The organism is Bacillus sp. T33-2, from assembly GCF_002860205.1.
Classification (GTDB): domain Bacteria; phylum Bacillota; class Bacilli; order Bacillales; family Cytobacillaceae; genus T33-2.
This window is the reverse complement of the sequence record NZ_PGVB01000010.1, coordinates 448464-466817: the sequence shown is the minus strand read 5'-3', so window position 1 is coordinate 466817 and position 18354 is coordinate 448464. Positions and strand designations below refer to the sequence as shown.

Genomic DNA, 18354 nt, shown 5'->3' with positions numbered 1-18354 from the left:
TCAAATCATAATAATTAGTCCAGGAGGAAAAACATGCCCCTAATAGATTATACAGGGAAGGAAATCGAACTTACCGTCGCAAGACAGACAGAGTTCGGATATTTCCTGACAGATGGGAACGAAGATGTCCTGTTGCATTCAAATGATACGGATAAAATTTTAGAGGTAGATGAACCGGTAAAGGTGTTTCTTTATGTGGATTCACATGGAAGGCTCGCTGCAACCACCACGATCCCGACAGTTGTGGTTGGGAAGTATGACTGGGTGCCAGTCGTTGATTATAAGCCTGGAATCGGGTATTTCCTGGACATCGGAATTAATAAACATGTCCTGCTCGGTGAGGAAGACTTGCCCGCCCTCAAGTCAGTTTGGCCGCAAGAAGGTGATTTGCTGTATGTCACACTGAGGGTAAACAGGAATAACAGAATTTTTGTGAGGATGGCGACAGACCCAGTCATCAACGAAATAGCTGTCCCGGCCACGAGGAAAGATTCTAATAAAAATGTCCACGGATACATTTACCGCACTGCAAGAGTTGGAAGCTGGGTTTATACTGCTGAAGGATTCAAAGGGTTTATCCACGAGTCGCAGCGGAACAGGGAACCACGAATCGGCCAAAAGGTAGAGGGCAGGATCATTGATGTAAAAGAAGACGGATCTGTTAATATTTCGTTGCTGCCTAGGAAGCAAGAGGCACTCGATGAAGATGCTGAAAAAATCCTCGCCTATTTGGATGCAAGGAACGGTGCCATGCCATTCAGTGATAAAAGCATGGCCGAGGACATCAATGAAAGGTTTGGGATGAGCAAAAGCTCATTTAAAAGGGCGCTTGGCAGGCTGATGAAAGAGGGCAAAGTATATCAGGAGGAAGGCTGGACCTATAAAAAGCAGCAGTAGAGCGAGCGTTAAAAGACGCCAGCTCTCCTTTATCAAAATAAAGCGGCTATCCTTCAAAACAGAAGAATAGCCGCTTAAGATAAAATAATCATGATGGCATTTTGTTTAAAAAGAAAATGGCGATAGTGCCGGGCCCTGTGTGGGAGCCGATTGCCGCGCCAATAGGGGTGATTGTGATCTCACGTGGATTGAACGCTTCCTCGATCAAGTTTTTCATTTCCGAAGCTGTGTCCTCATCGTCCGCATGGCTGATGCCAATGTTTTGGTCTTCCAGGCGGGCACCCCGTTCCTTCATCACTTCAATGATCCTCCGCAGAAGTTTTTTCCTTCCCCGGATTTTTTCAATCGGAACCAATTTTCCATCTTCCACATTTAACAGAGGCTTGATGTTAAGCAATCCGCCGAGGAATGCCGATGTTCTTGTGACACGGCCACCTTTGGCGAGATAATCCAGATCATCCACTGTAAATAAATGTTCCATATGGCTGGAACGGAAGCGTACATCCTCAAGGATTTCTTCCTTTGACATATTGTCGTTTGCGAGCTTGGCCGCTTCCATGACGACGAGCCCATACCCCAATGATGCGCCTTTCGTGTCCACGATCGAAAGGTTAAAATCAGGATACTCTTCTTTCACCTGTTCCAAAATCATGACCGACGTCTGGTATGTTCCGGATAGTTCTGAAGAGAAAGCTATGTAAATACCTTCTTCACCGTTCCTGGCCATCTCGGTAAACACCTCTTTAAAACCGGCAGGAGACACCTGGGAGGTTGTGGGCCGCTGACCGCCTCTGATGAAATTATAAACCTCTTTCGGCTGGATGGTTTGAAGATCATCAAACTCTTTCCCACCAATTTGAACTTTTAAAGGAAAGAACGTGACATTATTGTTTTCATAAAAACTGAGAGGCAAATCACAAGCACTATCCGCCAAAATTTTAACTGGCATTAAATTCACCCGCTTTCACCAACTTATGCTATAAGTTTAGCTGTTTCAATATAAAAAAACAATTAGCAGTACTGATATTCGACAAAAAAGGGTATGGATAATAGAGAACGCGAGGGGGTTTTTTATGGTCTGGCTTCACTCCAAGAAAATCATCATTATCATCATTGGCGCACTCTTAAATGCCATAGCCATGAATTTCTTTTTAATCCCGGCAAATGTATATGCGAGCGGATTTACCGGAGCGGCCCAGCTGCTTTCGCGGGTGCTGGGCGAATACACACCTGTGAATATTTCCACCGGGGTGCTGCTGCTTCTTTTAAATATCCCTGTTACAATTCTCGCCTGGAAAAAGGTCGGGAAATCCTTCACATTCTACAGTTTTATTTCCGTGTTGCTGATGTCTTTTTTCCTTGAGGTTGTACCAATTGAAAGGGTCTCCAGGGATATTTTGCTGAACGCTGTGTTCGGCGGGGTCATAGCAGCAGTAGGTGTCGGCATAACCTTAAAATGGGGGGCATCGACCGGGGGGATGGATATCGTTGCGATGGTGCTTTCAAGAATGAAGGACAGGCCTGTAGGTACATATTTCTTCACACTGAACGCAATCATTATCATCACTGCAGGCTATCTGTACGGATGGGAAAATGCCTTGTATACCCTTGTGGCTCTGTATGCGTCCACAAGAGTCATTGATTCGATCCATACAAGGCATCAAAAACTGACCGCAATGATCATCACCCGGAAGGCAGAAGAAATGAAAGAAGCGATACATTCACGGCTCGTTCGGGGCATAACGACGATACCAGCGAAGGGAGCGTTTACGAATGAGCCAAAGGAAGTGATGATGATTGTCATTACCCGGTACGAGTTATTTGATTTGGAGCGGATCATAAAAGAAGTTGATCCAAAAGCGTTTACCAACATTGTGCAGACAACCGGGGTATTCGGATTTTTCCGGCGTGAATGACGCCGGGAATGAAAAAGAGGTATGCAAATGAAAAAACTGTTGCTTTCAATTCTTTTGCTTGGATTCGCCATAACATCCGTATTTGCGATGGGAGAGGAACGCCCGGTGCCAGTTAAAGAGGAAATTATATTTATCGTGGATCCAATCGCTGGTCCAGATAAGGCTCAGTTTGACCTGACTTTAAGGAGCGATGGACAGAATAGCATTGAATTACAATTTCCAACTTCACAAAGATATGAGATTGTCGTTAAAGATGAAACTGGCAACAGAGTTTTTCAATTTTCGGAAGGAAAAGCGTTCGCACAAGTATTGGGTTCTTTGACCCTTCGACCAGGTGAGGATATAACCTGGAAGGAAGAATGGGATTACATTCAAGGCGGAACACGCTTAAAACAGGGGGAATATACGGTTTATGCTGAGCTGAAGGCCAGCATGGCGAATGGCAAACCGATGAAAAAGCTGACCGACGTGAAAAAGATGCATATTCCCGCTGCCAATCCATTCTTTCGGAATGTAAAATCGGAAGGGGAAAAAGGGACATACAAGGTTACTGGTGAAGCAAGGCCTGAAGCTGGTGCAATTTATTTTACTGTCGAGGACGGGCATAATGAACAAATACAAGAGGCAGAAGTGAAGGTGGCGACACAGGCTGGGTGGAGCCCTTTTACGATTCAACTCACCATTCCTGAGGACAAGCTTCCGCAAAATGGAACACTTATGTTTAACCTTTACGAGCGCAGCAAGGAAAACGGAAAGATTATTCATACCTATCCGGTGGTACTTGAAAGATTTTATTAATATATTAATGGGGTTTTTTTGGAAAAACTGAAAAAAGAAGATTTTTTGAAAAAAATGAATAGAGCTGGCACATTATCGTGCCAGCTCATAATTTTGTTCAACGTTTTTTAAGGGAATCAAGCTCGTTTTGATATATCCGAAGCTGTTCTTTCTCTGCGGTGGTGGAATTGGCATACGCGGAAGAAAGGGAATTCTTAGCGCGGTACACGGCTTTCCGCTGGTCCACAGGCTCAGCTTCTCCGGCGATTTCAACAAATCGTTTCGCTTCCCGGAACAGCCTGTTCGCCATTTATATCCCCCCCAATGAGGAATCGCGTACTTTATCCAGTCTCCGTGCTTCTGCTTCGGCATATGTCGTGTGGTAGGGGATACGTTGGTCGTGCATGGTCACAGTGTCTACACCCTGTTGCACAAAACGTTTGGATTTGTTCCGTTTACCCATTGAAATCCCTCCATATGCGAGCTGTGATTTGAAACAGTTGTCCTGCTTCCCCTGTAGTATGCTCTATTTGCCGCGGATTAAGTCTGTATCCCCAGCCGCAAAAAGGCGAAACATAACATAAACGGCGTTATTTATAGTGCCTTCAAATTAAGAACGTCGTTAAGATACACGGCGATTCCGTCCTCTTCGTTTGAAAGAGTCACTTCATTGGCAATCGCTTTAACCTCGTCTATCGCATTGCCCATGGCAATTCCTCGCCCGGCATATTCGAGCATATCAAGGTCGTTGTCTTCGTCACCGAACGCAATGATCCGTTCGGGAGGAATTTGAAAATATTCAGATGCTTTTTTCAATCCAACCGCTTTGTTTAAGCCATATTTAACAATCTCGATGACATGCCACGGTGCAGCCCAGCTGCGGTGGTCGATTACCTCTGCATGAACTTCGGAAAGATGGTTTCGGATTTCTTTTACATGCTGTTCGTCAGTATGGATCAGCATGCTTGTAGGGGACTCCTTTAAGTATTTCCTTAAGTCGCCCGTTGTAATATTCGGGTTGCCGAAGCTGAAAATGTCCAGCAGCTTTTCGTCATGATAGTGTAAATACACGTCATCAATGACTTCGGCAATGATATTGTGGAAATGGAAATCGTGGAGTGCTTCCACGACATCCCTGGCCACTTCGATCGCCAATGGTGAATGATGGACGCCCCATTTCTGGTCAAGGGGATGGTGGATGAATGCCCCATTAAAATTGACAATCGGGGTATCAAGCTCCAGTTCATGGTAATACATTTCACTTGACCGGAACGGCCGTCCGGTCGCAATCATGACGACATGCCCTTGTTCCCTGGCCTTTCGGAGCACCCGTTTATTGGTTTCCGAAACGGTTTTGTCGTCTGTTAATAATGTTCCATCCAAATCCAATGCAATTAAATGTTTCTCTGTCATAAATACTCCTTCGTCAGCAATTTATTTAGTGTTTCAGTGTAAACCTTTAGGAAAACAAGGGTCAATTTGGTAGACTTTATACAGGATGACTATTCCTTGTTATATGTTGCATAAGTACATCTTATTATTACTATGTTATCTATTTTACATATTTATTGTAAAAAAATCATTTGAATGCACTTGCGTACAACAGGAGGTAAAAGGCTTGATTTGTATAGAAAATCAACAAATAATAGATATTCCCGTGCTGCACATGGCAAAACAGGATCTTCTGTCTGAAAAACTTCCGCTCATCATTTTCATCCACGGCTTCACTAGCGCCAAGGAAAACAACATGCATTATGCCTATCTCATGGCTGAAAAAGGATTCCGCGTTGTGCTGCCGGATGCAAAGCACCACGGGGAACGCAGGCAAGGCATGGGCGAAAGGGAATTAAGCTTTCGCTTTTGGGAAATTGTATTATCGACTATAAGGGAACTGAAACTCGTAAAAGAGCATTTTACTGGGGAGGACCTTGCCGATCCTGGACGCATCGGTGTTGCAGGCACTTCAATGGGAGGCATTGTCACACTTGGAGCCTTGACAAAATATCCATGGATCAAGGCTGCAGTCAGCCTGATGGGAAACCCTGCGTATGAGGAATACGCCCGGCTTCAGATTGAGGAAGTGCATCAGAGGGGCTTCCAGCTTCCTTTTTCTGAAGGTGAAATATCCAAATTGCTTCATCAACTGAGGGAATACGATTTAAGCCTTCACCCGGAAAAGCTTGAAAACCGCCCATTATTATTCTGGCATGGAGAATTGGATCCCGTCGTGCCATACTGGCAGGCGCATCAATTTTACGAAAAAATCAGGCCGCTCTATGAAGGCAATCCTGACAAGCTTCATTTCATTTCAGACCATAAAGCGGGCCATAAAGTATCCCAGGAAGGGGTTTACAGCACTGTAGAATGGTTTGAAAAGCATTTGTAGGGGGATTTACTTTAAAAAAGAAATTTTCATTGCTATGCTATTCACTGAGATTAGCGAATCAAAAAGGAGGAAACAAAAATGGACCAGGAATTAAAAGACAGTATCATGGGTGCACTCGAAATGGTAGTTGATCCGGAACTTGGCATCGATGTTGTCAATCTGGGATTGGTTTATGACGTGGAAATGGACGAAGATGGGATTGTGACAGTGACAATGACGCTCACGTCGATGGGATGCCCGCTTGCCGGCACAATCGTAGACCAGGTCAAGACAGCGCTCGCCGACCTGCCAGAGGTCAAGGATACAGAGGTAAACATTGTTTTTAACCCGCCCTGGTCAAAGGACAGAATGTCCCGCTATGCTAAAATCGCCCTTGGCGTCAGGGACTAACGCGGAGGTCAAAAAAATTGAACTCACTTCCGAATATGAGGTCATAACGATATCTTAACCACAAAACAGCAGGCTTCTGCTGTTTTTATCTTTTTTCAGGGAACTGGCTCCCTTCACAAATTTGTCAATTAAACTTGATTGTTTGTGAGGTAGTTCACTTCATTATGATGAAAACCCTCCTATACTTTTACATAAGAGATGATGTTTTTTAGGAGGCGCATGAAGGATGTTTTCGAGTGATTTTAATAAAGACCCGTTCATTGTGATCTGGGAATTGACTAGAGCCTGCCAACTGAAATGTTTGCATTGCCGCGCCGAAGCACAGTACAGAAGAGACCCGAGAGAGCTTTCCTTTCAAGAGGGAAAAGCGCTGATCGACCAGATATATGAAATGAATAATCCAATGCTTGTGTTTACGGGCGGGGACCCTTTAATGAGGGAGGATGTTTTTGACATAGCTGCGTACGCGGTTAAAAAGGGTGTCCGTGTATCGATGACACCAAGTGCCACTCCCAATGTGACAAAGGAAGCCATTGAGAAGGCTAAAGAAGTGGGATTGTCACGGTGGGCATTCAGCCTTGACGGTCCGACCGCTGAAATCCATGATCACTTCCGCGGAACGGCGGGGTCTTTCGACTTGACGATCGAAAGAATTAAGTATCTGCACGAACTCGAAATACCAATTCAAATAAACACGGTCATTTCCCGTTACAACATTGGCTACCTGGATGAAATGGCTAAGCTGATTGAAGAATTGAACTGTGTTCTGTGGAGCGTGTTTTTCCTCGTCCCAACCGGAAGAGGACAGGAAAAGGACATGATTTCCCCTGTAGAGCATGAAAAAGTCTTTACATGGCTGTACGAATTGAGCAAGCGGGTAAGTTTTGACATCAAAACGACTGCCGCACAGCATTACCGCCGGGTGGTCATCCAGCAAAAAATGCGGGAAACTAAAGAGCATCTCGACGAAATCCAGTATTTAGATGCACTGACACAGCAAGGGCTCACCGGCTCAATCGACGGGCTTGGCCGCGCGCCAAAAGGCGTCAATGATGGAAACGGATTTTTGTTCATTTCCCATATCGGTGATGTTTATCCGAGCGGGCTTCTTCCTGTAAAAGCAGGAAACGTGAAGGAGCAGCCGCTTTCTGAGATTTACCGTGAATCACCAGTGTTCAAGGCACTGAGAAATCCGGATGGTTACAAGGGGAAATGTGGCCTGTGCGAATTCCGGTATGTTTGCGGCGGATCCCGTTCACGTGCTTATGCCATGACCGGAGATTACCTTGAAAGCGAGCCATTCTGTATGTACATTCCAAAAGCAATGCGAAAACAAAAACAGGCATAACAATAAAAAGGGAGTGAAACTCTGTTGCGGTTTCACTCTCATTAAAGAAATGCTTATTAATCAATGCTGCAAAATACTGCCGGACAGTTTTCGCAGCCGATTTCATCCCGTAAAAAGTCAAGGTCATGCACGATGATTTTGCCTTTTTTTATGGAGATGACATGTTCTCGCTTTAATTCATTCAAAATTCTGTTCGTGCTTTCACGGGAAGTGCCACAAAAGTTGGCCAGTTCCTGGTTTGTAAGCGGGAGATCGATAAGGATCCCGTCCTGTTTTTGGGCGCCATAACTGTTGGTCATCCGAATCAAGGTTGAAAAAAGTGCCCCTCTTTTTCCGTTCAAGACAAGATCCCGGAACTTCGTCTGTGTTTTGCGGAAATGGTCGCTCATCCACTTCATGAATTCAAAAGCAAGGGCAGGATTTTGGAAAATTTCCTTCTCAATCACATCTTTTTTAATAACGGCAATTTCAGCGCCTTCAATCACAAAGGCGCTTAACAAGTATTTTGGTGAGTCTGTGAAGAGAGTCAATTCTCCGCAGATATCATTTTGTCCGCAAATCCTGAGTGCCAACTCCCGCCCGTCTTTTGTCACCTTGCTTATCTGCACTTTACCTGAAAGGATAAGGTAAAGCTCCTCAGCTTCCATTCCTTCCTGAAACAGATATGTTCCCTTTTCCGCGTGTATTTTCCGGTCTGCGAATTGCAGCAATTCTCTTATTTCGATTGAATGAGTGGCTTTATTTGTTGCTGGCATTTTAATCATCACCCTTTAATAAAAGTTGGCCGAATCCTTTTTGCTTCCCCAATAATAACACCATCATAGTGTTTAATGTATGAGCAGCCGACACTTGTTGAAATGTTGTCACCTTTTTAGCCGCAATTGTTCACATTTTCGTAACTTATTGTAAGTAAACACATCTGCACATTACTGTATATTTTCTTTTCGGGCAGTTATTCATATTCAGCGATCATTGTGTGACGGATTTTTGAACTTCAGTTTAGGTGTGACGTACCTCACATCTATTCGGTGAGATATTTTTTACTATGTAGCCAAAGGAAACGCCTTACACAAAGAACACATGGCGGTTCAATACGAATAAATGGTTGGGAGGAGAATAATTGATGAAGGTACAAAAGCTTCAGCTTCTACTGCAAACCCTCAGTCTGATTGCAGGTTTTATGGTTTGGGTGATTTTGTCATCATTGATGCCGTTTATAAAAGAAGATATACAACTGTCCGCAAACCAGGTAGCAATGGCAACGGCCATCCCGGTTGTGCTCGGGTCGCTGCTGAGGATCCCAATTGGATATTGGACCAACAGATTCGGCGCAAGAAAATTATTTTTCATCAGCTTTTTGCTATTGTTATTCCCGGTGTATTATATCAGTCTGGCAGACAGTTATTCAGACCTTTTGCTGGGCGGATTGCTTGTCGGGATTGGCGGGGCGGTATTCTCGGTTGGTGTCACATCATTGCCTAAATATTACCCGAAAGAACGTCATGGATTTGTAAACGGAATTTATGGCGTAGGTAATTTAGGGACTGCCATCTCTACATTTTCTGCCCCGGTAGTCGCAACTCAGTTTGGCTGGCAGCTCGCTGTAAAGCTTTACCTCGTGCTGCTGCTCGTTTTTGCTTTACTGAATTTCTTTTTAGGCGACAGGCATGAACCAAAAGTGATCACACCTTTGAAGGATCAAATTAAGAGCGTATATAAAAATCAAAAACTCTGGGCTTTATGTTTGTTTTACTTCCTGACATTCGGGGCGTTTGTAGCGTTCACGATTTATTTGCCAAACTTCCTCGTATCTCATTTTGGGTTGGAAAAAGTGGATGCAGGTTTAAGGACAGCAGGCTTCATTGCCCTGGCTACCTTTTTTAGGCCAATTGGCGGCTGGCTCGGTGACAAATTCAACTCGTTTATCATTTTGATGTTCGTGTTTGCCGGACTGGCAATCTCCGGCATCCTGCTTTCGTTCACGCCGGATTTAAATGTATATACCGTTGGCTGTTTAACCGTTGCTGTATGTGCAGGTACCGGTAACGGGGCAATTTTCAAACTCGTTCCGTTGTATTTCTCGAAACAGGCTGGTATCGTAAACGGCATAGTCGCCGCCATGGGCGGCCTGGGCGGTTTCTTCCCGCCATTGATGCTGTCAGTCCTTTTCAATTTGACAGGACATTATGCAATTGGATTTATGGCGCTGTCAGAAGTGGCACTGGCCAGCTTGATCATTGTTATCTGGATGTTTTATCAGGAAAAATTGAGCCTTGCATCAAACATAATAGACCACACTGTAGAAGGCATTATGGTTACTGACATCAAAGGAAATATCGAAAAGGTCAATCCTGCCTTTACAACGGTAACAGGCTACAGCCCAGAGGAGGTCATTGGAAAGAATCCAAGTGTGTTGAGATCCGGTGAACATGAGGAAGAATTTTATTCGGACATGTGGAAAGCAATTAAAGAGAACGGGTGTTGGCAGGGAGAAATCTGGAACAAGAAGAAAACTGGCGAAATCTATCCGGATTGGCTGACAATCAGCCCCGTCAAGAACGAGGCTGGAGAAGTAAAAAACTATGTCGGCATGTTCAGTGAGATTCCCAAGAATAAACAGATGAACAACAAGCGCTCAAGCTGAAAAATAAAACCCCAAAAATACTGCATTTCAAATAGATGGAATGCAGTATTTTTATTTTTTGACAACATCATGACAATCAGGATAAATAACACTATCGATGCTGTTTTTATGTTGTAATGTAGGAAGCAGCTGTATAATTATTGTTCGATGTTATGGTACAATTAATAAAATGCCCACAGTAATGATCAGTTTATGTTGCCTGTAAAATAAGTGCGAGAATATTAACAGTTCCGAGATATGTTAATTGTTACAATGTCAATAACAGGACTTCTTTAAATGGAGTTGACGATGATGGATAAACAAATTGTTAAAGACCAATTGAACAGGCCTCTCCGGGATTTAAGGATTTCGGTCATTGACCGCTGCAATTTCCGGTGCCAATACTGCATGCCGGCAGAAATCTTTGGACCCGATTTTGCGTTCCTGCCAAAAAGCCAGCTTCTCACTTATGAGGAAATTGAAAGGCTTGCCAAAATTTTCGTCGGGATGGGGGTGGAAAAAATCCGCCTTACCGGAGGAGAACCGCTGCTCCGCAAAGACCTTCCGCTGCTTGTCGAAATGCTTTCCAACATTGAAGGCTTGAAGGACATTGCTTTGACGACAAACGGCGTCCTGTTGCCAAGATTGGCCGACCAGCTAAAGGAAGCAGGATTAAAACGTGTCAACATCAGCCTGGATAGCCTGAATGATGAACTTTTTGGCCAGATAAACGGTCGTAAAGTCGGTGTGAAACCGGTCATGGCAGGGATTGAAGCCGCAAAACGGGCTGGTTTCGGGGTAAAAATAAACATGGTTGTCAAAAAAGGCCTCAACGATTCAGAAATTCTGCCGATGGCAGAGTTTTGCAAACAGGAAGGTCTTGAACTCAGGTATATCGAGTTTATGGACGTCGGCAGTACAAATGGCTGGAAAATGGACGACGTGATCACCAAAAAGCAGATTTACGATATCATCAACGAGCATTATGAATTGGAGCAAGTTGAACCTGCGTATTTTGGCGAAGTTGCCAAAAGATACCGTTATAAAGGAACAGACACAGATGTCGGGTTTATTGCTTCGGTGTCCGAGTCGTTTTGCTCAAGCTGCACAAGATCACGTCTTTCTGCAAACGGACAAATATTCACCTGCCTGTTCAACGGCAACGGCCACGATATTCGTGATTTCATGAGAAATGGTGCTTCGGATGAAGACATCAGGGCCAAAGTAGTTAATATTTGGAATGGCAGAAACGACCGCTATTCAGAGGAAAGGACTGCCGAAACAGCGGCTCACCGGAAAAAGATCGAAATGTCATATATCGGCGGTTAAGTTGAGGCTTCTTTGGGAGCCTTTTCTGCTCTTATATTAAGCAGCCTGTTATGGGGTTAAGCACATAGAACAAAATTTTTAAGGAAGTACTTGAAATTTATATTGATCCGGCATATAATATGTAAGTCGCATATTTGTCCCAGTAGCTCAGTACGATCGAATAAGCTGGGAAGCAAAGGTATCAGCGTACTGGTCGAGCCGCTCCTTGAATGAACTTTCTGAAATCAGGACGGTAGCACTGAATGTGTGTGTACAATTTATATTTTTTAAAATATATGTCCCAGTAGCTCAGTAGGATAGAGCAACAGTTTCCTAAACTGTAGGTCGGGAGTTCGAATCTCTTCTGGGACGCTCTGAAAACCTTGATCATTCAAGGTTTTTTTGTCAAAGTTAGAAGATGACACTTGGGCAGGTTTTGAGCACTGTAAATTTTAAGCTGAACAAAGCGTAAATAAGAGTAATATAAACAAAAAAGCGGAGAAAAAATTTCTCCGCTTTTTCAGCTTCATTACTTTAATGCGTTCACAGCGTTGATCAAGGCAAAAGCCGGATGTGCCTCGTAGCATTGTTCGAATACGTCTTCTATTAAGTAAAGGATATATATTCAACTACTAAGAAAGAAGTTTTATAATGATAACAAGTTATTGTTAAAAATGCTGGAAAATTGAGTATTCCATGTACGTTCTGAGCTTAGGGGGATATTTTGCAGTGGACCAAGGTATTTGTATAGATGAAAAAAGTATCATATTGATTGGTTTTATGGGTGCCGGCAAAACAACTGTAGGTGAACTTATAGCACAAAAAATAAACAGAAAGTTCATTGATGTAGATGCAGAAATTGAAAAGGAATATAATATGCCGGTTTCACAAATATTTTCTCAAATTGGTGAAAAAGCCTTTAGGGAAAAAGAAAAAGATTTCATAACAAAAATATCCCGAAACAAATCACTCGTCATATCATTGGGAGGAGGAGCTTTCCTGCAAGACGAAATCAGGAAAATCTGTTTGTCCTCCTGTATCGTCTTGTTTCTCGATATATCCTGGGAGAACTGGAAAGAACGTATAAGCCTTCTCATTGACAGCCGCCCTGTTTTACAAGGAAAGTCTGCCGGAGAAATAAAACAGCTTTTCGATGACAGGCAGGAGATTTACTCCCACCATCATTTGAAAGTACAAACTGACAATCGGGATGCGTGTGAAGTTGCCGAATGTATTATTCATTTATTGAAGCAGCCTGTAATAAAGGATGAAGAAAAGAATGAGTGGTGAGTGGGCGTGAAAAAAACTGTCAAGGTTAAAAACATAATAATCGGAGAAGGTGCTCCGAAAATCTGCGTTCCCATTGCCGGAGAAACGCTGGAGCAAATAGTAGAAGAAACCTCGTATTTGCGTAATCTCGACTTCGATATTGTAGAATGGCGATCTGATTTTTTTCAAAATGTGACAGATATTGACAAAGTGACAGCCACCCTGGAAGAAATCCGTAGGATGCTACCGCAAACTCCCCTTATATTTACGTTTCGCAGTGCAAGAGAAGGCGGTGAACGGGAAGTTAGCACGACGTATTACGTGCAATTGAACAAGGCTATTGCTGAAACCGGCCAGGCCGATATCATCGATGTTGAGCTTTTCAATGATGAAAAAGATGTGAAAACATTAGTGGAAGCAGCGCATGCCAATAAAGTGCATGTAATCATTTCCAATCACGATTTTCAAAAGACACCTTCAAAAGAAGAAATCATTTCCCGGCTCCGCAGAGCCCAAGAACTTGGCGGAGACTTGCCGAAAATTGCTGTAATGCCAGCCAATACTGCAGACGTGCTGACTTTATTGGAAGCAACCTATACAATGTCTGAGCTGTACGCTGACCGGCCAATCATTACGATGTCGATGGCCGGAAAGGGTGTCATCAGCCGTATTGCAGGTGAGGTGTTTGGCTCGGCAATTACGTTTGGAGCGGCTAAGAAAGCGTCCGCCCCAGGCCAGTTGGACATTACAGAACTGAGGAATGTAATATCTCTGGTGCACAAAAATTTATCAAAATAATAGATCAAGAAGGCACCTTTGTTGGGAGGACCAACATAGATGCCTTCTTTTTCTGCAGAGCAGTTCTAAAGGACTTTAGTGAAAGGAAATCCTTTATTTTGTCCAATAAAGCGAATCTAATGGACTAGAGGAAGCTTTGAATTATGCCCAATAGAAGGGTTCTAATGGACTTTACGGAAAGCAGGCCCTCGATATTGTCCAATAGACAGGTATCAATCGTAAAAATATAAATAACAAATCCAGCATTCCCCTGGAAATGAAGAAAAGTCCTCTCATTGGAGGCCTGTTTATAATCAGTTCTTATGCTGTTGCTTCAATATATCTAGGGAACAGGATGTTATTTTCCAGGTGAACATGCATGAAAGTATGTTCTTCAAGCATTTCCAGGCGCTTATAGACGAGACGGTATGTTCCGCATGCATCCAGCGGCGGAACGAAATCTGATGTTATGTTGCGAAGTTCTTTAAGGATAGAACCGGCATGGTCATGCTCTTTTTCGAGCTCGCGGATGTGGTTTACTATTTCCCCGCGTTTTTGGGCATCTGCATTTTCGAGTTGGAGAAGCAGCGGGAATACACTTTCTTCTTCCTTTTCAGTGTGCTCTAGCAGGTCTTTTTTCAGTTCATAGAACAAATCATAAACCTTTAAAAGCTCTGGATGCCGGTCGCCGTGCACCTTGGCTACCTTGGTGATGTACGGGCTTAACAGTCCAAGTTCCTCTTCAAGAGTGCGGTGGTACTTTTCTTTTATATGGTTGACCAGGATCACTGAATCAGAATCAGTCCATACTTCCATATCTTCAGGAATACTTGCATTTTTTTCGTATAACCCGGTGAGTTCGGCCATGAAATCTTGTATATTAATTTCCCTTTCAGCCGCTGCTTCTGCAAGCGGACGGTTCCCTCCACAGCAAAAGTCGATTCGGTTCCTTTTAAACAGGTCACTGGATTTCGGGAAAATATTTACAATATCTTTAACTAACGAAGCTTCATTAAATGGCAGAGTCATTTGAAAATCCTCCTTTATTTAGCCTTATGGCTGTTTATAAGCATATCTTAAAGGAAAGGGACTAAAGAGTTGGTGATTTGCATCACACTTTGGATGTGTTTTTTTTAGATATATACTTTTTGTGAACTTACTGTTTCCGATTTTCTGATGTTTGTCATGTTGGGCCGATTAATATACTCTTATAATGTAAAGCAGATACATACTTGAGAGCAGTGCAAGGAGCTGATTAAATGCTTGAAAAAAGAACACCAATTCCAGTTGGTGAAGCAGTTGAAAAGGTGATGCAATTCATAAGACCAGGATCGACAGAGTTCGTCTCTATAGATAAAAGCTATGGGCGCTTTCTTGCGGAGGACTTGACGGCGACAAGTGATGTGCCACATTTTGACCGTGCGCCTTACGATGGTTATGCAGTAAGGGCTGAAGATACGTCCGGGGCTTCACAAATAAATCCTGTTGAATTTGAAGTAATCGACCATATTGGAGCCGGTGCGGTTTCGGATAAAATTGTCGGCCCGTTCCAGGCAGTCCGGATCATGACAGGCGCCCTGATGCCTGAGGGCTCTGATGCTGTCGTCATGCTTGAATTGGCCAGACAGTCGGAGCGGGACGGAAAAAACTTTATGACTACAAAAAGGCGGCATAAACAAGGGGAGAATGTTTCTTTCCGTGGTGAAGATGCAAAAGAAGGAGAAATTCTAGTCCAAAGGGGGACCCTCATCAACCCTGGAATCCAGGCGATGCTGGCAACTTTTGGTTATGGTGAAGTGCCTGCTGCAAGAAAACCAGTAATCGGTCTGTACGCAACTGGTACCGAATTGCTTGATGTGGATGAACCCCTTGTTCCGGGAAAAATCCGGAACAGCAATTCACATATGATCGCTGCACAAATTCTCAGGGCCGGGGCCGAGGTGAGGTATTTTGGCCAGTTGCCTGATGATTTTGACACATGCTTCGAGGCCGTACAGAAGGCAATAGGTGAAGTTGATTTGTTTATTACAACAGGAGGTGTTTCAGTAGGGGATTTTGACTATCTGCCTGCGATTTATGAAAAGCTCGGAGCGGAAGTGCTATTCAATAAAGTAGCGATGCGGCCGGGCAGTGTGACAACTGTGGCACAGCTTGATGGAAAGCTGTTGTTTGGCCTATCGGGCAATCCGTCTGCGTGCTATGTAGGTTTTGAGCTGTTCGCCAGGCCTGTTATCCGCAAAATGCTGTTTTCAGCAAAACCGCATTTGCGAAAGGAAAAAGCTATCCTGAAAGCCGACTTTCCAAAGGCCAACCCTTTTACCCGGTTTGTGAGAAGTTCCCTAAAGGTTGAAGATGGAAGGCTTGTTGCATCTCCAAGCGGACTCGATAAATCCAATATCATCATGAGCCTGGCTGGTGCAAATTCATTGATGATTTTGCCTGGCGGGACCAGGGGATTTGAGCAGGGGATGGAAGTCGACGTTTTGATGCTTGAGGACCAGGATGGCAGTGAATGGCCTTGGTGAAGCCACTAGTCTTTCAAGTTTCAGGCTTCCAAAACAGCGGCAAGACGACACTTATCCTTGATCTCATCAAAAGACTGTCATATATGAACATCAAGACGGCTACAATAAAGCACCATGGCCACGGCGGGCAGCCTGACCTGCCATTAAAAAAGGATTCAGGCCGCCATGTCGCCGCCGGAGCTGCTGCCTCCCTTGTTGAAGGGGAAGGGAGGATACTCCTCCAGGCAGAAAAGGATGATTGGACGCTCGAGGAAAAGATAAGCTTGATGTCATTTTTTAAACCTGATCTGATTTTAATAGAAGGCTATAAATATGAGAACTATCCAAAAGCTGTATTGATCAGGGGAGAAGAAGATCTTAAGCTGCTTGAAGAATTACAGCAGATCGAGGTGGTTTTATGCCGTGACAGTGATCTGACTGAAAAGCTACAGTCATGGCAGGAGCAACCTGTTTTTTTTGCGGACGATGAGCAAGGATGCATGTGGATAGTTGAGTATTTAAAAGGCAAGTGGAAAGATTGTGAACAGAATGATTTTTCTTAATTTGGACATAGAATGTATAAAAAGTCGCAAATCAGGTAAAAGAGCGACTTTTGTCACTGTGGACGCCCGACCCCGACGTTAAAATATTTATGGGGTTAATGTTTGATATCGATGGGCTTGAGGTGGGAAAAGAATGGGAATGCTTCAAATATTTATATGGATTATATACCCATATACTGTTGCGGCGACTGTCGTAATGGGACTCGTCTGGCAATATGATCCTGCGAAGGAATTCGATGAGCCTGACGTGATTACCAAAGCTCGCCGGATTTTGGTGAATGCAGTTAAAGCCTTGTTGATTCTTAGTACACTGACTGGAATGGGGATGCTGTTGTTTGGGAGCATCGCAGATGAGCCGGTCCGGATCTTGCGCTGGGTGCTGAGCCTGGTTCAACTGAAGCCGGACATGGAGTTGGTTTCAAATATTTCCATTCTTTCTCAAGCCCATTTCATCATCGCGCTTTCTTTTTTAATGGGATTGGCTTTTACCAATAAAGTATCGTACCTTTTGAAGCCCCATGAATATGTAAAAAAATTATTGATAAAAATCCAATATGCCAAAAGGGCATAGTAAACCCCGAATAAGGACGGCATTTAAATGTCCTTATTCGGGGTTTTTTAACCTAGTCTTAACCTAGTTTTAATTCCTCTTGTTTCAACTTTTCGCCTAAAAATTTTGCTAATTCAAGCATGCCATATTTACCAGCCTTTGCTTCGGCATCTGAATTATAGTTTGTGTTCGTGTTGATATCATAGGTAAAGATTTCTCCATCAGCATTGCGGATAAATTCGATTCCGGCCACATGGATGTTGTTTGCCTGGAGCACTTTCTCATATTTTTCAAGTATCGGATCGCTGAAACCTTCGATAACCTGGAATTTTGGCTTTTCTTCAACTTCCTCACCAACCGGGCAGAACAGGTCGCCAATCTGGCAGGCATCTGCCGGGCATAATTCAAAGCCTTCCGAAGTATCAACCTTGACTGCGTACACAAACTTCCCGCCGACAAACTCGCATCGTGTTATATAACTTTCCGGGGACTGGATGTATTCCTGGATTAAGGTAATGCCATCGACCGGTTCCTCAAAATCTGGGCCTTCGACATACTCCTTCAATGCCTCAACAGAATAGAATAATTGGACTCCGAGCCCTTTTCCGGCACGGTTATGCTTTGTGATGAATGGTTTTCCGTCGAACTCCCTGGCTGCGTCCAATATTTGGGCTGTCCCAACCGCAGCAATCGTCTGTGGTGTTTTGACACCATGCTTATTAAGCTCTAAGTATTGCTTGACTTTGCTTATCTCTAATTCGAGTGGGCGCGATCCGTTAAACACCTTGCGGCCATGGCCCTCAAGCCATGCCAGGACCTGGGTTGTATATTCGGGGGCAAAACGGTGCCCCCTTGTGTGGGATGAAGCGCTCATTCTGCTATAAAATATACCTTCCGGCGGTTCCTGCCCCAGATTCAGCAATCCTTCATCAAGATGCCACTCTTCAAACGGGAGCCCCAATTCTTCAAGGCGCTTTGTCAAGTGGATGGTCCATTCACTATTTTCGTGGATAATATAAATTTTACTCATATTCTTCACACCTTTC

At 43.8% G+C, this 18354-nt stretch carries 19 protein-coding genes and 1 tRNA gene; 14 read left to right on the top strand and 6 right to left on the bottom strand.

Annotated elements, in window-relative coordinates; all coding sequences use genetic code 11:
* Positions 1-33 precede the first annotated feature (33 nt).
* On the top strand, positions 34-897 hold the full coding sequence (locus CVD19_RS09275) for a CvfB family protein (RefSeq protein ID WP_101581557.1): 864 nt from the start codon (positions 34-36) through the stop codon (positions 895-897).
* Positions 898-985: 88 nt separating this feature from the next.
* Here CVD19_RS09275 and CVD19_RS09270 read toward each other — a convergent pair whose 3' ends face one another.
* A complete protein-coding gene (locus CVD19_RS09270) occupies positions 986-1846 on the bottom strand; it encodes a DegV family protein (protein ID WP_101581556.1) in 861 nt (286 codons plus the stop codon).
* Positions 1847-1970: 124 nt separating this feature from the next.
* On the opposite strand from CVD19_RS09270, the gene CVD19_RS09265 reads away from it, so the two are divergent.
* Together CVD19_RS09265 and CVD19_RS09260 are read left to right on the top strand one after the other, a co-directional pair.
* Positions 1971-2813 carry a YitT family protein gene (locus CVD19_RS09265; protein ID WP_101581555.1) on the top strand — a complete coding sequence of 281 codons (843 nt, stop codon included), beginning with the start codon at positions 1971-1973 and terminating at the stop codon, positions 2811-2813.
* A gap of 27 nt (positions 2814-2840) precedes the next feature.
* Entirely contained in the window at positions 2841-3611 is a 771-nt protein-coding gene (locus CVD19_RS09260; protein ID WP_180953562.1) for a BsuPI-related putative proteinase inhibitor, read from the top strand.
* 97 nt (positions 3612-3708) lie between these two features.
* Here CVD19_RS09260 and CVD19_RS09255 read toward each other — a convergent pair whose 3' ends face one another.
* Both CVD19_RS09255 and CVD19_RS09250 read right to left on the bottom strand, forming a co-directional pair.
* A complete protein-coding gene (locus CVD19_RS09255) occupies positions 3709-3900 on the bottom strand; it encodes a DUF3813 domain-containing protein (protein WP_101581553.1) in 192 nt (63 codons plus the stop codon).
* Positions 3901-4184: 284 nt separating this feature from the next.
* Positions 4185-5003, bottom strand: coding sequence for a Cof-type HAD-IIB family hydrolase (locus tag CVD19_RS09250; protein WP_101581552.1), 819 nt, complete (start codon positions 5001-5003; stop codon positions 4185-4187).
* Between the two features lie 205 nt (positions 5004-5208).
* Between CVD19_RS09250 and CVD19_RS09245 the strand changes: the two genes are divergently transcribed.
* The 3 genes from CVD19_RS09245 (at position 5209) to CVD19_RS09235 (ending at position 7714) form a co-directional block, all read left to right on the top strand.
* On the top strand, positions 5209-5976 hold the full coding sequence (locus CVD19_RS09245) for an alpha/beta fold hydrolase (RefSeq protein WP_101581551.1): 768 nt from the start codon (positions 5209-5211) through the stop codon (positions 5974-5976).
* A gap of 78 nt (positions 5977-6054) precedes the next feature.
* Positions 6055-6366, top strand: a complete 312-nt coding sequence (locus CVD19_RS09240; RefSeq protein ID WP_101581550.1) for a metal-sulfur cluster assembly factor — start codon at positions 6055-6057, stop codon at positions 6364-6366.
* Between the two features lie 226 nt (positions 6367-6592).
* Entirely contained in the window at positions 6593-7714 is a 1122-nt protein-coding gene (locus tag CVD19_RS09235; RefSeq protein ID WP_101581549.1) for a TIGR04053 family radical SAM/SPASM domain-containing protein, read from the top strand.
* Positions 7715-7770: 56 nt separating this feature from the next.
* On the opposite strand, the gene CVD19_RS09230 is transcribed toward CVD19_RS09235, so the two are convergent.
* Positions 7771-8469, bottom strand: a complete 699-nt coding sequence (locus tag CVD19_RS09230) for a Crp/Fnr family transcriptional regulator (RefSeq protein ID WP_101581548.1) — start codon at positions 8467-8469, stop codon at positions 7771-7773.
* A 368-nt stretch (positions 8470-8837) separates the two neighbouring features.
* On the opposite strand from CVD19_RS09230, the gene CVD19_RS09225 reads away from it, so the two are divergent.
* The 5 genes from CVD19_RS09225 (at position 8838) to aroD (ending at position 13712) form a co-directional block, all read left to right on the top strand.
* Positions 8838-10358: a nitrate/nitrite transporter gene (locus CVD19_RS09225; RefSeq protein ID WP_101581547.1), complete on the top strand. Its 1521-nt coding sequence runs from the start codon at positions 8838-8840 to the stop codon at positions 10356-10358.
* A gap of 291 nt (positions 10359-10649) precedes the next feature.
* Positions 10650-11666, top strand: a complete 1017-nt coding sequence (gene moaA / locus CVD19_RS09220) for a GTP 3',8-cyclase MoaA (RefSeq protein ID WP_101581546.1) — start codon at positions 10650-10652, stop codon at positions 11664-11666.
* 277 nt (positions 11667-11943) lie between these two features.
* A tRNA-Arg gene (locus CVD19_RS09215) sits at positions 11944-12017 on the top strand.
* A 408-nt stretch (positions 12018-12425) separates the two neighbouring features.
* Positions 12426-12935 carry a shikimate kinase gene (locus tag CVD19_RS09210; RefSeq protein ID WP_257985082.1) on the top strand — a complete coding sequence of 170 codons (510 nt, stop codon included), beginning with the start codon at positions 12426-12428 and terminating at the stop codon, positions 12933-12935.
* 6 nt (positions 12936-12941) lie between these two features.
* The gene (aroD, locus tag CVD19_RS09205; protein ID WP_101581657.1) at positions 12942-13712 is read left to right on the top strand and encodes a type I 3-dehydroquinate dehydratase; all 771 of its coding nucleotides are present in this window, start codon (positions 12942-12944) and stop codon (positions 13710-13712) included.
* A 300-nt stretch (positions 13713-14012) separates the two neighbouring features.
* On the opposite strand, the gene ric is transcribed toward aroD, so the two are convergent.
* Positions 14013-14720: an iron-sulfur cluster repair di-iron protein gene (ric, locus tag CVD19_RS09200; protein ID WP_101581544.1), complete on the bottom strand. Its 708-nt coding sequence runs from the start codon at positions 14718-14720 to the stop codon at positions 14013-14015.
* A 230-nt stretch (positions 14721-14950) separates the two neighbouring features.
* Between ric and CVD19_RS09195 the strand changes: the two genes are divergently transcribed.
* The 3 genes from CVD19_RS09195 to CVD19_RS09185 all read left to right on the top strand — a co-directional run bounded on the left by CVD19_RS09195 (position 14951) and on the right by CVD19_RS09185 (position 17329).
* On the top strand, positions 14951-16216 hold the full coding sequence (locus CVD19_RS09195; protein ID WP_101581543.1) for a molybdopterin molybdotransferase MoeA: 1266 nt from the start codon (positions 14951-14953) through the stop codon (positions 16214-16216).
* Positions 16204-16758 (top strand): molybdopterin-guanine dinucleotide biosynthesis protein B, encoded by a 555-nt coding sequence (gene mobB / locus CVD19_RS09190; protein ID WP_257985068.1) that lies wholly within the window; start codon positions 16204-16206, stop codon positions 16756-16758. The genes CVD19_RS09195 and mobB overlap by 13 nt, the downstream gene beginning before the upstream one ends.
* A 133-nt stretch (positions 16759-16891) precedes the next feature.
* On the top strand, positions 16892-17329 hold the full coding sequence (locus CVD19_RS09185; protein ID WP_101581542.1) for a respiratory nitrate reductase subunit gamma: 438 nt from the start codon (positions 16892-16894) through the stop codon (positions 17327-17329).
* Between the two features lie 58 nt (positions 17330-17387).
* Here CVD19_RS09185 and CVD19_RS09180 read toward each other — a convergent pair whose 3' ends face one another.
* Positions 17388-18338: an ATP-grasp domain-containing protein gene (locus CVD19_RS09180; RefSeq protein WP_101581541.1), complete on the bottom strand. Its 951-nt coding sequence runs from the start codon at positions 18336-18338 to the stop codon at positions 17388-17390.
* Positions 18339-18354 lie beyond the last annotated feature (16 nt).

Coding starts and splice junctions, on each gene's coding strand:
- ric (WP_101581544.1), bottom strand. CDS start 14,720: ATGACTCTGCCATTTAATGAAGCTTCGTTAGTTAAAGATATTGTAAAT.
- CVD19_RS09255 (WP_101581553.1), bottom strand. CDS start 3,900: ATGGCGAACAGGCTGTTCCGGGAAGCGAAACGATTTGTTGAAATCGCC.
- CVD19_RS09270 (WP_101581556.1), bottom strand. CDS start 1,846: ATGCCAGTTAAAATTTTGGCGGATAGTGCTTGTGATTTGCCTCTCAGT.
- CVD19_RS09180 (WP_101581541.1), bottom strand. CDS start 18,338: ATGAGTAAAATTTATATTATCCACGAAAATAGTGAATGGACCATCCAC.
- CVD19_RS09265 (WP_101581555.1), top strand. CDS start 1,971: ATGGTCTGGCTTCACTCCAAGAAAATCATCATTATCATCATTGGCGCA.
- CVD19_RS09210 (WP_257985082.1), top strand. CDS start 12,426: ATGGGTGCCGGCAAAACAACTGTAGGTGAACTTATAGCACAAAAAATA.
- CVD19_RS09225 (WP_101581547.1), top strand. CDS start 8,838: ATGAAGGTACAAAAGCTTCAGCTTCTACTGCAAACCCTCAGTCTGATT.
- CVD19_RS09250 (WP_101581552.1), bottom strand. CDS start 5,003: ATGACAGAGAAACATTTAATTGCATTGGATTTGGATGGAACATTATTA.
- CVD19_RS09185 (WP_101581542.1), top strand. CDS start 16,892: ATGGGAATGCTTCAAATATTTATATGGATTATATACCCATATACTGTT.
- CVD19_RS09260 (WP_180953562.1), top strand. CDS start 2,841: ATGAAAAAACTGTTGCTTTCAATTCTTTTGCTTGGATTCGCCATAACA.
- CVD19_RS09195 (WP_101581543.1), top strand. CDS start 14,951: ATGCTTGAAAAAAGAACACCAATTCCAGTTGGTGAAGCAGTTGAAAAG.
- CVD19_RS09275 (WP_101581557.1), top strand. CDS start 34: ATGCCCCTAATAGATTATACAGGGAAGGAAATCGAACTTACCGTCGCA.
- CVD19_RS09230 (WP_101581548.1), bottom strand. CDS start 8,469: ATGCCAGCAACAAATAAAGCCACTCATTCAATCGAAATAAGAGAATTG.
- mobB (WP_257985068.1), top strand. CDS start 16,204: ATGGCCTTGGTGAAGCCACTAGTCTTTCAAGTTTCAGGCTTCCAAAAC.
- moaA (WP_101581546.1), top strand. CDS start 10,650: ATGGATAAACAAATTGTTAAAGACCAATTGAACAGGCCTCTCCGGGAT.
- CVD19_RS09235 (WP_101581549.1), top strand. CDS start 6,593: ATGTTTTCGAGTGATTTTAATAAAGACCCGTTCATTGTGATCTGGGAA.
- CVD19_RS09240 (WP_101581550.1), top strand. CDS start 6,055: ATGGACCAGGAATTAAAAGACAGTATCATGGGTGCACTCGAAATGGTA.